12 protein-coding genes are annotated in these 13,417 nt (G+C 41.6%); 3 read left to right on the top strand and 9 right to left on the bottom strand.

The genetic code is table 11. The features are described from left to right. Positions 1-10 precede the first annotated feature (10 nt). The 8 genes from AC1DVJ_RS09305 to AC1DVJ_RS09270 form a co-directional block, all read right to left on the bottom strand. Positions 11-1,876: a putative bifunctional diguanylate cyclase/phosphodiesterase gene (locus AC1DVJ_RS09305; RefSeq protein ID WP_477590135.1), complete on the bottom strand. Its 1,866-nt coding sequence runs from the start codon at positions 1,874-1,876 to the stop codon at positions 11-13. A gap of 191 nt (positions 1,877-2,067) precedes the next feature. Then, the gene (locus tag AC1DVJ_RS09300) at positions 2,068-2,436 is read right to left on the bottom strand and encodes a DUF423 domain-containing protein (protein ID WP_477590314.1); all 369 of its coding nucleotides are present in this window, start codon (positions 2,434-2,436) and stop codon (positions 2,068-2,070) included. 35 nt (positions 2,437-2,471) lie between these two features. Continuing rightward, positions 2,472-2,774 (bottom strand): hypothetical protein, encoded by a 303-nt coding sequence (locus tag AC1DVJ_RS09295; RefSeq protein ID WP_477590133.1) that lies wholly within the window; start codon positions 2,772-2,774, stop codon positions 2,472-2,474. Positions 2,775-2,871: 97 nt separating this feature from the next. Beyond that, positions 2,872-3,792, bottom strand: coding sequence for an AEC family transporter (locus tag AC1DVJ_RS09290; RefSeq protein WP_477590312.1), 921 nt, complete (start codon positions 3,790-3,792; stop codon positions 2,872-2,874). A 39-nt stretch (positions 3,793-3,831) separates the two neighbouring features. Then, entirely contained in the window at positions 3,832-4,296 is a 465-nt protein-coding gene (locus AC1DVJ_RS09285) for a MarR family winged helix-turn-helix transcriptional regulator (protein ID WP_477590131.1), read from the bottom strand. A 109-nt stretch (positions 4,297-4,405) separates the two neighbouring features. After that, positions 4,406-5,998 (bottom strand): extracellular solute-binding protein, encoded by a 1,593-nt coding sequence (locus tag AC1DVJ_RS09280; RefSeq protein WP_477590310.1) that lies wholly within the window; start codon positions 5,996-5,998, stop codon positions 4,406-4,408. A gap of 74 nt (positions 5,999-6,072) precedes the next feature. After that, positions 6,073-6,963 carry a carbohydrate ABC transporter permease gene (locus AC1DVJ_RS09275; RefSeq protein ID WP_477590129.1) on the bottom strand — a complete coding sequence of 297 codons (891 nt, stop codon included), beginning with the start codon at positions 6,961-6,963 and terminating at the stop codon, positions 6,073-6,075. 13 nt (positions 6,964-6,976) lie between these two features. Further along, the gene (locus AC1DVJ_RS09270; RefSeq protein WP_477590127.1) at positions 6,977-7,900 is read right to left on the bottom strand and encodes an ABC transporter permease; all 924 of its coding nucleotides are present in this window, start codon (positions 7,898-7,900) and stop codon (positions 6,977-6,979) included. 275 nt (positions 7,901-8,175) lie between these two features. On the opposite strand from AC1DVJ_RS09270, the gene AC1DVJ_RS09265 reads away from it, so the two are divergent. From AC1DVJ_RS09265 to AC1DVJ_RS09255, 3 genes are all read left to right on the top strand, one after another. Continuing rightward, a complete protein-coding gene (locus tag AC1DVJ_RS09265) occupies positions 8,176-10,461 on the top strand; it encodes an AraC family transcriptional regulator (protein ID WP_477590126.1) in 2,286 nt (761 codons plus the stop codon). Beyond that, positions 10,458-11,396, top strand: coding sequence for a hypothetical protein (locus tag AC1DVJ_RS09260; protein WP_477590124.1), 939 nt, complete (start codon positions 10,458-10,460; stop codon positions 11,394-11,396). The genes AC1DVJ_RS09265 and AC1DVJ_RS09260 overlap by 4 nt, the downstream gene beginning before the upstream one ends. Before the next feature lie 74 nt (positions 11,397-11,470). Beyond that, positions 11,471-11,710 carry an NHLP leader peptide family RiPP precursor gene (locus AC1DVJ_RS09255; RefSeq protein WP_477590122.1) on the top strand — a complete coding sequence of 80 codons (240 nt, stop codon included), beginning with the start codon at positions 11,471-11,473 and terminating at the stop codon, positions 11,708-11,710. A 41-nt stretch (positions 11,711-11,751) separates the two neighbouring features. Here AC1DVJ_RS09255 and AC1DVJ_RS09250 read toward each other — a convergent pair. After that, a partial coding sequence (locus AC1DVJ_RS09250) for an ATP-binding protein (protein ID WP_477590120.1) occupies positions 11,752-13,417 on the bottom strand: 1,666 nt, incomplete at its 5' end.

The raw sequence follows: 13,417 nt of genomic DNA, 5'->3' as shown, positions 1-13,417 counted from the left end.
TACCTTTTTTTCATTCACCTGAAGCAGCCGCAGCCGCAACAGAAATGCCATTCCTTAGCATATGCTCAAGCTTCACGCTATCCACAGGAGGACTAAACCAATAGCCCTGAACCTCGTTACATCGATTTTGATATAAGAATTTCAATTGATCTTCTGTCTCTACACCTTCAGCAATAACCTTCAGATTCAAATGGTGCGTCATCGCAATAATCGTTGCAACGATGGCCGCGTCATTCGGATCCACCATTATATCTCGTACGAAGGACCGGTCAATTTTCAGCTTATCAATCGGAAACTTCTTCAAATAATAGAGCGAGCTATAGCCTGTACCGAAATCGTCGATACTCACATTCACGCCAAGCTCTTTCAGTTCAAGCAGCGATTGTATCGCATGATCAACATCCATGGTCATACTTTCGGTAATTTCCAGCTCCAAATATTGCGGATCCAGCCCTGTTTGTTCAAGCACATGACTAATTTTCCCTTTCAGATTATGCTGAAAAAATTGTCTCATCGATAAATTCACTGAGATGGGAATAGCGGAATACCCTGCCGACTGCCATGTCTTATTCTGCTTACAAGCCGCGCGCAGCACCCATTCGCCGATGGGTACTATTAAGCCGCTTTCCTCCGCTAATGGGATAAAATGATTGGGCATAACCATGCCTTTTTCCGGATGTTTCCAACGAATCAGCGCTTCTACCCCAACAATTCGCCCTGATTCAATATCTACCTGAGGTTGATAGTAGACAACGAATTCTTCATTGACTAGCGCTCTGCGAAGCTCATTCTCCAGCTTCAAACGATTAATAGAAACAGATTTCATATCATTATTGAAAATCTGAAAATCGTTTCTGCCCTTCTCTTTGGCCCTCGCAAGTGCAATATCCGCATATTTCATCAATATGTCCGCATCGTTCGTATCTTCCGAGGAAATCGCGACGCCAATGCTTGCAGTGACATGCAGCTCATACTCCTCAAGGAGGAAAGGCATCTCCAATACACGATTAATTTCCGCAATGACGGTCATAACATCATTCACATCTTCAACATTTGAATAGAAAAAAGCGAACTCGTCGCCTTCCGTACGCGCCAGGAAATCCTCCGCGGTCAAGCATCGCGTGAAACGCTCAGCTAGCTGAAGAAGCAACATGTTACCATAATCATGTCCAAAGCTGTCATTCACAAGCTTAAAGCGATCAATATCTAAATAAAACACCGCCACTTTATGTCCATTCGACTGGAAGACACGAAGTCGTTCATTTAAATGATCTTTAAATAACCGCCGATTCGGAAGCCCGGTCATATCATCGTAATAGGCCATATATCGGACTTGCTCGTCACCACGCTTACGTTCCGTAACATCCTGACAAATCAGAATGTTTCCTTTGGAATGGTGATGGATATCAACAGGAACAGCTGTTACATATAAATCGACGCGATAACCGCGCTGATGATGAACCGAAGTCTCAAAGGTGTAAGGGAGACCGTTTCGGCTTTGTTGCAATTGCCACTCTGTGTGTTTCAACTGTTCTTCCGTTACAATGCCAGTAAATGGTTGATGTATAAGCTCTGCGAACGAATACCCCAATATCGATTCCGCCGCTTGATTCATCCGAATGAATTTGCCCTCCGCATTAAAGATTCCGATCGCATTGGGATTATGTTCAAAAAGGGAATCCAGTACACTGAGATACGCATGATCCCTCGGTAGTTCCTTTGGCATAGGTTGTTGCCACAGATTCCTTTTCATACGCAATAGATAAAGCAGTACGAGTGCGCCCAAAAGACAAATCCAAGGAGCATACGGCTTTACGAATAGGCTAATGAATATGGCTGCGACGACATATACGCCAATATAGAGCCGATTTTTCACGAATTGGCCTCCTTATCAGGTTCTGTCTTCGTTAGGGAAGCATTGCATTGATTTCCGATCTTGCTCCCAGTCGTAGTTAAGCCATCACGTTCTAATTTCCAAATCATTGCTTTCTTTCTACAACGGTTGTGCCATTTCCTGCTAACTTGCCATAAAATAAGAAAAAGAGCCGAATTTCTCCGGCTCTTTTCCTATTTTAATTTTAGTACAGCTAGGGCAAGCAGGATCCAACCTACTAGGAAGCTCAGTCCGCCTAGCGGCGTAATAGGTCCGAAGACCTTAAGACCAGTCGTACTCAAAGCATACAGACTGCCAGAGAACAAGATAATTCCGATGAAGATTGCCCATCCAGAGGCATTCACCAATGCGTTATTACCCAGCTTGTCTGACAGCAGTGCGATCACGAGTAACGCAACCGCATGAATCATGTGATAGTGAACTCCCGTTTGAAAGACATCAATCTTATCGGGAATTTTCGTTTTCAAGTAGTGAGCACCGAACGCTCCTAATGCGACAGAAAGGAAAGCATTTAAGCTTCCAATCAACATAAATATTTTCATCATATGACTTTATTTCCTTTCACAACGAATTTGAATTATTCGACTTCCCCTATATCATGCTGTCCCACAATCAATCGAACAGGCTCAAGGAAAACACGAGTCACCGTGGGCTGCTCAATTAAATTTACTTCAATATCTTCGATCTTGTAACGAATCGTCTTGCCCTCACGCTTATCATAGACAACTTCGAACTGCTTCAATCCCAGTTGATGAATTAGAACGGAAGAACCAATAGCGACTGCGTTAGACTCATATTCCCCATGTTCAAATAACACCTCAGACAAAATTTCATCACTCATATCGACAATCGTAACGTACTGGCAAAATTGGTATCGCATAGCAATAATCCCCCTTGAATTGGATAAGTTTAGGTATAAGTACCCATTCGCCGAAAATTGTCGATAATCCTGCTACTTTCAATATTCCCCACATTTTTTAAATGAAATCCAACAAATATATGACAATCGGTATGGTAAACATGCTGAATAGTGTCGATGTAAAGACGGCCTGTGAAGAAAACTCGGCCTCATTTTCATACTCAATGGCAAGGAGTACACTACTCAATGAAGTAGGTACTGCGCAGGACAGAATTAATGCTTTCGCCGTCAAGCCCTCAATGCCCAGCATCCAAACGACGAGTAAACCTAGCAGTGGGCTGATCGCCAAGCGAAGCATGTTCGACAACAGCACATTGGAGAAGTGAAACTCCCATTTCATCGCACCGAGCTGCACGCCTAAGGTCAACAACGCTGTTGCCATAAAGGCATTTGCTATGTAGGTCAAAGGGATATGGATCGAGGACGGCACTGGGACATGATAGTAACGCAATAACAATGCTATGGGAATTGCATAAATCACCGGTAACGAGAGAATCGTTTTCATCGTTGCTTTCCAAGAAGTTTTATGAGCGTTTAACGTGTAAATCCCATAGGTATTGGGAATGAGCGACTGCATAATCATTATGACGATTTGGATGGCTAAGGTATAGGCATTGCCGCCGAATACCGTTTGATTCAACGGCAGCGCGTAATTCGCGCTATTATAGAAAATAACACTATTCCGCATGGCGATCCGCATACCGCGCTGCAGCTTCTGTATGCGAATGATCAGTTCTATGATCGCGAATAGCAGGCTGAAGAAAATGACAAAAAATAAAAGCACCTGCATAAGTATGGAGAGACTCATTTCGGATTCATAGAGCTTCACAAAAACAAGCGCAGGCGAGAACACATAAAAATTGAGCTTCGAGAGCGTTCGGATATCAATTTGAAAGGCACGATACATGGTCACGCCTATCGCGATCATAATGCAAATTGGAACAATATTATTGATAAGAATATACATGAAATAATTCATTTCAAAGCCTCGATTCATCGAGAATCCCCATGCTGCTACTTATATTGAGGCATTCACGCTTGTAATAATTCGTTTCAACTGTGTATTGAAATTCGTAATTTCCTCTGGCGACAATCCACTCGATGCAAACAGCGTCTGTGGAATGCAGAGTGCCTGCTCGTAGAGAGCTTGCCCCATCTCCGTGATGTGGATGAGTACGACCCGCTCATCTTCCTGCGAACGGTTCCGAACAAGCAGCTTCTGCGCCTCCATCCGCTTGAGCATCGGAGTCAATGTTCCTGAATCCAGGTCAAGCTTCTCACTCAGCTCCTTAACTGTGCTTTCCTTTTGCTCCCAGAGCACTAGCAGAACGAGATATTGCGGATAGGTGATGCCGAGCTCCTCGAGAAAAGGGCGATACATACGCGTAATCGCTCTGGAGCTCGCATATAAGCTGAAACAAAGTTGATTCTCCAGCTTCAAAAATTCACTACTGCTCATTGTCGTTTCCCTTCCCACCGTCATATTGTGAACAATCGATTTGCTTCCAATTTAAACAAAAAGCCTCCGACTGTCAATACAAAACGAAAAGAGCCCCATCCATCGGGTGCTCTTTTCGTTTAATCAAGTTTACTTATTTAATATTTTGGCTTTTCACATACTCCAGCCATTGCTTCTTGTACTCAGCTTGAATTTTATCAAGTCCAGCTACTTTCGCTTTTTCCATAAATGTTTTCAATCCGCCTTCAACATCCGCAACCAGACCTGCTTCAAGTGGGTAGAGATATTGCTTCTCAACTTGCTCTAAAGCTGCTCTTTCTGCTTGATAGCTTGTGTAGTCTTCAGCAAACCCTGTGTATTTATCAGGCGTTGCTATTTTATCTAGATCTGCGAAGATTTTTTTCACGCCGTCATAGCCTTTGTCGAACACCATAAACTCTGGATTTCTCCAAGCCCAACCCTGCATAGCTTCTCTAGGGAAACCATTGCTGTTGCTGTCACCGATCATTGTATAGTAGCCATTATCAACTGTGTAGTTTTTGCCTAAGATACCGTACTCTGTCAATTGATTGTAAGTTTTATCCGTTACCATTTTTTCGTAGAACGCAAGTGCACGTTCAGCGTTTTTACTGCTTTTCGGAATTGCAAAACCATTGTGGATTGGGTGAACGGGCTCAGCATGGCCTTTGATCATTGGAGCTGGGTAGTATTCAAGCTTCCACTCTGGGTGTGTAGAAGCAATTTTCAGCTTTTGATCGTTAAAGCGAGTAGGGTTATCTCCTAAATTCGCTGCCGCTTTTCCGCTTGTGATCAGATCCGTCATCGCATCCTTCGTATTCAGGACGTTCTTCGTAATATAGCCAGCATCCTGCCATTTTTTCATCGTTTTGAGTTCATTCAAGTGCTCTGCAGAGCCCCAATACAAGCCAACCTCTGATGGCGTTTTGTAACCAATGTTCAACCCATAAGGAACAGCTCCTATTGGATCGATCGTCAAATTTTTGTATTGATCAGAAAGACTGCCCTTTACATCACTATTCGCTGCCAATGGTACCATATCAGGCACATTTTTCTTGATACCAGCTAGATACGCTTCGAAATTAGCAAGGGAATCCGGCTTCGGCAAGTTGTATTTCTCTCTGAGATCTTCACGCCAGATGAAGCCTGTCGTTACATACTCTTTATAAGTAGCAGGAACGGTATAGATCTTGCCATCAATTTTCACGGCTTCCCACATATCTTTCGGTACAAAACTATTTAATTTAGGGGCAGCTTTCGGTAGAAGCCCATCCAGTTCTAGGAAGGCACCTTTTTTCGCGTAAGATTGATATTGCGTCCATTCTGCTGTAAAGATCAGATCCACCGCTTGACCGGATGATAGTAATAACTTATATTTCTGATCCCAATCTGTCCACGTTGTGAAATTAAATTTGACTGTCGCATTCAAATCTTTCAAAGCCAGCTTGTTAATTTCTTCTTCGATAATAGGAAGATCCTTCGGCGCAGGTCCTAGCATATAAAATTGCAATTCCACTTTCTTGGATGTATCGATACCTGTTTTCGCAGGCGCTGCTGCAGTCGCTTCAGGTGCTTTCGTTGCTGTTGCTGCTGAAGGACTAGGTGTTGTTGTGGAAGTCGAGCTGCTGCACCCTGCAACAACGGAACCCGCAAGAGCAATAGCAACTGATACACTGTACATCTTTTTCGCATTTCTTTTCATGTAAATCCTCCCTTTTATCGTGCTAATTTGGTTCAGTTATACCAATCTATGTTAGCTGACGGAATAATTCCGTTTCAGTTCTAACCTTTGACAGCGCCTATTGTTAGGCCTTTTACGAAAAAACGTTGGACGAATGGGTACAAGAATAAAATCGGTCCCGTCACGATAATAGCCATAGCTAGTTTGGTAGATTCCGTTGGAATTTCCTGACTCATCGTTGCCCCTGTGCTTATCCCCAATGAAGAAATTGCTGCTGCTGTATTAATGATGTTATACAAGAAGTACTGAAGTTCATATTTGTTCTGATCATTAATAAAGAGCGATGTCGAAAACCAGCTATTCCAATAATGTAAAGCCAGGAATAATCCTACGGTGGCAATCCCTGGCATCGCCAGAGGGAGTACAACACGATAATAAATCGTAAAATCATTCGCTCCATCAATTTTGGAACACTCAGTAAGTTCTTCTGGAATGGAAGACTTAATGAAGCTGCGCATTAATATAATAAGGAAAGGAGACATAAGTCCTGGGAAAATCAGCGCTGCATAGGTATCTGTTAGTTGTAGATATTTCGTTATCATGATGTACCATGGGACAAGGCCGCCGCCAAAAAGCGTTGTAAAGTAAATATAGAAGGAAAGCTTATTCCGATATTTAAAATCCTTCCTTTGCAGTACATAGCCCGCCATCGTCATCATAAACAGCCCTAGAACCGTCCCTACCACCGTAACGAAGATCGTGACTCCGTATGCTCTTAATACTTTTTCTGGATAGGTAAGCACTGCCGTGTACGCTGTTACTGAAAAGTCTTTCGGTATGAGGTGATAGCCTTCACGTATAATGGAATCATTGTCCGTTAACGAGCCCGAAATGATAAGTAGAAAGGGGAATATACAAATTACGGAAAATGCGATAATAATTAGATAGGCAATAATATTAAATGTAACGGAATCAATTCCTCTGGATCGCACGTGCAGTCACCCCCTAGAAAAGTGCATATTCATCATTTGATTTTTTAATAAAATAGTTCACTGTCATAATCAGTACGAAGCCGAAGATGGATTGATACAATCCAGCAGAAGTCGCCATCCCGATATCGAACGTGACCTTCAAGGAGCGGAATACATACGTATCTAAAATATCTGTCGCATTGTACAGAATGCCGTTATTTCCGATAAGCTGGTAGAAAAGATCGAATTGGCCTTTCATAATGCTGCCTAAAGCAAATAAGAGCAATATGATGAAAGTTGGCTTCAACATTGGAATTGTAATGTACCAAATCCTTTGAAAAATGTTCGCTCCATCGATCGTGGCCGCTTCGTAATACTCATCGCTTATGCCTGTAATCGTAGCCAGATAAATGACCATCGTGTAGCCGACATTTTTCCACACGTAGAACATCACCAGCAGAACTGGCCATGCAGATGGTGAGTTATAAATATCAATGGGTGATGAACCCCAGGATTTCAGCGTTGCATTCACAAAACCAGTATCATAATTAAACATGTTGTATGCGATTGCATTAAGAAGAACAAATGAAATAAAATAAGGTAAGAACATCACGGACTGCGTAATCTTCTTAAAGAACTTCCCTGCCATTTCACTTAATAGGATGGCGCAAAAGATAGCAGCCACATTTAAGAAAACAATAAATGCCAGGTTGTATGCCACCGTATTGCGCGTTAATGTCCACAACACGCCTGATTTCCATAAGAACTCAAAGTTCTCCAAGCCTACAAATGGACTTCCGAAAAGCCCCCCATTAAAGTCAAACCTGGTGAATGCGAAGTAGATCCCAACCATTGGTACGTACGAATTAATAAAGAAGAAGATCAATGTTGGCGCTATCATGAGAAACAACAATTTATTTTTGTTTAACTCATAGAAGAATCCTTTCTTCCGGATCATGCTGTAAAACCTCCCTGCGTTAATATGTCGTGATTTTGCTTGTCGGTTGCCATACTCGAATTATAGACAGAATTGTTACGTCAGCGATACTGAATATCTGCTAACATTTATGAACGAACCTACCTGAAATCGCCTCAAAAGCATATGCACAAAGTAAACATTCATGGATAAAATGGCGTTTATCGTGCTTTTTCATCCCCAAGGGCTATCCGATTCCATTGCAAGCAGTATATAGTTGGGATATACTTTTTCTACCAAAGGGGGAGACGGATGGCATGAAGCTTCGAAATCAGGAGAGCAAATTTATGTATCGCAACATACTTCTCAGTATTGTTTTGTCCATCGTAATTACACTACTTGTCTCCTCTACCATTCTCTACGTCAATTTCGACAATATAGCGCTCAAGCAGGTGTATGAATCGGATTCCAACTCCTTGCTGCAAACGAGTCAAGAAATTCGGACCATTACAGAGACAGCCACTTCATTATCCTTTCAAATTTATCGTGATTTCGTAATCAGCAAACTGTTGTTTTACGATAAACCTGATATTTATGATGTCCAAGGCAGTATGTCACAACTGAATTTATATCGGTTAGCGATGCCTTTTATCGACTCGATTTATGTTTATAACGCGAAATCAGAGCTCTTCTATGTCAGTTCAAACAACTTTCAGAGTGGTATCCAAACGAAAGCTACCCTAGGCGATCCAAGCATGGTCGATATTCTGGATCATTTTCAGGATTATATTCCCTTCTTACCGATTCCAAGGTCTTTCAAGGCGAATGATGCAAGCTCCATCCAATCCACATCTGTGGGGATCTATTCCTATTTGTGTTACGATGCCATCAATTTGAATAATTCCTTGAATTCTGCCGTTGTCGTCAATATTTCAGAATCGTTCTTCAGTAAATCATTGAAAAACTTTGCAAACAATCGAGCCAGCAATGAATTTATTATTAATGAAGAAGGCCTCCTGATCTCCACCGATGGCACAAATCCCGTACTATCCGATTATGCAGATAAAGACTACATACAGAAGATTATCGCCAATGCTTCCTCACCAGGTTATTTGGTAGACAACGTGAATGAGACGAAGTCTTTAATTTCGTATACAGCTCCTGATTCTCTGGGATGGCGTTACGTTCGCACGACCCCTTACACGATTATCACCAAAGAAATTAAGGACATGCGTGCCAAGACAATCTATATCTCACTTAGCATTCTCCTTGCAGGTCTACTTRTTTCCTTCTTCATGTCCAAACGCTTATTCGATCCCATTGACAAAGTAATAAGAAGCTTAAAAACATTAGAAATCGAAAAGCGAGACAATCTTCAAATATTGCGACAAAATTTCCTGAGAAATATGATTATGGGAAGAGATGCTTATCACCCCGAAGCTCTGCAGTCGAAATTAAGTTATTTCGGCTCCAAAATCACAATTAGGCATCCTTCCTTGCTTCTTATGGTTAAAATCGATCAATATGAAGAAAACATTCGAACCTATAGGGATCAACTAACCTTACTACGCTATGCGGTCATGAATATATGTACCGAGATTAGCTCCTCCAGCTTCCACGCGGAAGGCACGGATATGGGAGACGATCATATCATTTTGCTGCTTTCTGCTAAGGAAGCGGATTTTCGTTTGGAGCCTGAAGCTTTCACCGAGTTGCTCCGAAGCATGCAAGCATCGATCTCTTCCTTCATTAAGTTATCGGTATCGATAACAGTAAGTCCGCTGCAAGACGAAGCCACACAGTGCTTCCAGCTCTATAAACAACTGCTAGAAGCCTCTTATCATCGCTTGTTCAGAGGTCATGGTTGCATCATTTGGTCAGACGAAATCATTGCGTACCGTACCAAAGAGTACAAGTTTCCGTCACAGAAAGAAAAACAGCTTGTCGATTGCCTCATGACGGGTGATTCAGAAGAAGCCGAAATCATTTATATCGACATCGTGAATGAAACATCGCTGTATCCGTACACGGTCGTTCATTTGGCCATTTCCCATCTGACGCTAACCGTCAACAACGTGTTGACGACCATCAACAAGAATAACGCGCTTGCTTTTCCCCTCTATTTGGATGCTGCGGTTGCTTCTCTAACGCATGTAGAGACGATTGAAGAAATTAACCTGCAATTCATTGACTTATTCAAGCAGCTTCAGAAAAAGCTGGATGAAAAGCGAAGCTCCAAGCATGTAGAACTCATAAAGAAAATGAACGATATCATTGATCGGGATTATGCGAATCAAAACCTGTCACTCAACTCCATTGCTGATGAACTCGCGATGTCCTCTATTTATATAAGCCGCTTGTACAAACAACACACGATGGTCGCTATTACCGATGTGATCCAGGATGTCCGCATGCATAAATCCAAAGATCTGCTATTAAACACATCGCTTTCCGTGGCGGAAATTGCTGAAAAAACCGGCTTCACCAGTGACTCTTATTTCTATCGGTTATTTAAGAAGTACAACGGCATCACCCCTAACGATTTCCGTAAGCAGCTCAAATACGAGAATACGCTCGTCCAGAAAGGAATTGAAGAACGATGAAATGGTTAAGTGMTCACGAAAACCAACTGCAAATTATTTTTGCCGAGGCAAAGGAAGCCGTACGACAATTCCCTTCTCCATTGGACCAATTAGGACTTGCTTATTTAGCTAAGTTTGACGCGAGTAACGAGGGGAGTACCAAAAATTATATTTGTTATCTCCTCCCGTATTGGATGGAAGATATTTGTGAGCTGACTACAGAAGAGTTCAACAAACTGTCACTGGCAAATGTATTCGTCATGCTCTACTACTTCATTCAAGACGATATTATGGATGCTGCCAAAGAGGAACACTCCAGCAAGCTGCCGCTTGCCAACTTATTTCACATCCAATTCCTATCCCTGTATCGTGAACTCTTTCCTTCTAGTTCCCCCTTCTGGAGCCATTATGAAACGTACATCATAGAATGGTCCAAGTGTGTAACGAATGAGCTTCAATCGGATTACTTCCATAATGACAAAATGCAAATTGCCAAGAAAGCCAGCCCCGTCAAAAATGCCAGCACAGGGGCTCTTCTTCTCGCCAATCAAGCTCATCTACTACCCGCTGTCACAGCTGCTGTTGAACAAACGCTAGTTACACTTCAAATGCTGGATGACTGGGCAGACTGGGAAGAGGATCTGGTAGAAGGATCGTATAATTGCTTATTAGCCTCTATCCGACAGCATTTGAACCTTACGACAACAGATGAGCTAACACCCGAAATGGTTAAACAGCAACTCTTAGTCCACGATTATTTGGCGGTTTATGCCAAGATTGCTGATTCCCATCATGAGCATTTGCTAAGCTTATCTGGCCGCATGGTGCAAATCGTAGATTTCCATGATTCTCTTGTGCAAAATATCCATCGTGTAGCTAACGAAATTAAAGAACGAAGAGCAGCGTTAGCCTCTGGCGGCTTTTACTATTTTTTGTCTAATTCTGATAGAATTTGATAGATTAATAGAGATGAACATGGTATACTTTTACTTGTAGGCAAAATTACCCATATGACTAGGAGTGGTTACGAATGTCCACAAATGAAAGCGTAAAAGCCAAAATTATTCAAAAAGCTTGGGAAGATGAAGCCTTTAAACAACAACTTCTATCCAATCCGAAAGCTGCGCTTAAGCAAGCATTTAACATTACACTTCCTGACGACATTAAGGTTAAAGCTGTTGAAGAAACATCGACAGAGTTTGTTCTAGTAATCCCTACAAATCCAGCTAAGATTTTAGTAACATCAAATGGCGCAGAAGCAATTTGGTAGAATAAAAAAGGTGTCCCGCTAAATTAGCGGAACACCTTTTCTTAATTTACTGTCACATTGGGAAACCGTATAATTACTTCTGTACCCAAGTATCTTTGACTTTTAAACTCAATATGTCCCTTCATAATCTCGATCAGACGAAATGTTACCATTAATCCTAGCCCGGTCCCCTTTGTCTTCGTAGAATAGTAAGGCTCACCTAATTTCGTCAACTGCATGGGCTCGATTCCCTCGCCATTATCCTTGATATGGATGAATACCTCTTCATTTTTTTCATAAGACCAAATATGAATTTGCCCATCTACTTGAAACGCTTCGATACTATTCTTGATGAGGTTAATCAAGATTTGCTTGAGCTTCGAAGAATTCCCATAAATGTATAAATCAGAAGGCACGCTGACTGTAATCCGTCCACCATTCAGCGTCGCTAAAGGCATAATAATACCTTCAATTTGACCAATTTCCTTGCTCAAATTCAATTCCACAAGCTCATCCAGCTGCGGCTTCGCAAACGTCAGGAAATCTGTAATAATGACTGAGGCCCGATCCAACTCTTCGATCGCGATCGTCATATACTCTTTGTTCTTGTCATCCGTTCTAGCAGCAACAAGCTGTAAGAATCCCCGTGTAACCTGAAGCGGATTTCTCACTTCATGCGCAACCGATGCCGCTAAGGAACTAATCATTTCCATCTTTTCAGAAAGCTGCAGCTGGTGATTATAAAATTCTAGTTCCTTCGAATAGTTAGACATCTGCTCTTGGTTAATGGCAAAACGCCTGCCCAATATCACGATGAGTGCAATAATAAATCCAACCACACCAAACTTCCATAGGAAGAACTGATACTTTTGATTATTAGAATAGTAAAGAATGAGATCAAAAGTCCCCATCAATGCAAAGATGGCGAAGCCGGATGAGAAAATAACAGCCTCTCTATTGCCCCGTATTACAAAAACAACGGATAGTCCAATCATCACAATAAATTGGAAAATCATAATCATACTTAGTACTGTTAGTGTGAAAAATAAATAGGTTTCAATAAATTGATAGTGATTGAGCTGATTAAATAGCATAAGGATAATACAGAAAATCGAATAACCAATTTGAAATTTGCGAAAAATACGAATCCATTTAAATCTGCCATTGTCGAATATTTTCTCAAAAAAGTAAGTAAGTGAAGGTAAGAATATGGACAGTGATATATCGAATAAATCCAGGAACACAGCCCCGAACTGGGTAAAATTAGCGTACAGGAATGGTGAATACGTTAGAAAGATCGTACCTAGTGTAAGAATGATTAAACTCAGGGAAATCCAGGTAGCCCGCCCAATTTTCTTTAAAAAGAAGGAACAAATGAGCATGATCACAGCTATAAAAAGAAAGCCAAATCCGAGAATTATGTTCTGTAAATCCCGAAATATATATGTACGCGTCAGAGTTGAATAATGATCTAATCGGATATCAGATTGAATACCTAGCCGGTCCATGGATGTCTGGAGCTTCAAATAGACAGTTCCTCCTGCATCCTCCGAACTAATTGGAAATAAACTGCGTTGCTGATCCGAGGGGTAATCAAATATAACTTCATGCAGGAGTCGATCACCAATGTAAACCGATAACTGCTGTGCATATATTTCATCGATATACATGCCGTAGTCCTTTGGAAGTTCGGATGGAAGTTTAATTCGAATCCAAGCTGTAGAGACC

It is taken from the genome of Paenibacillus sp. P4_A9, from assembly GCF_056402415.1.
This window is presented reverse-complemented; position numbering and strand designations above follow the sequence as displayed.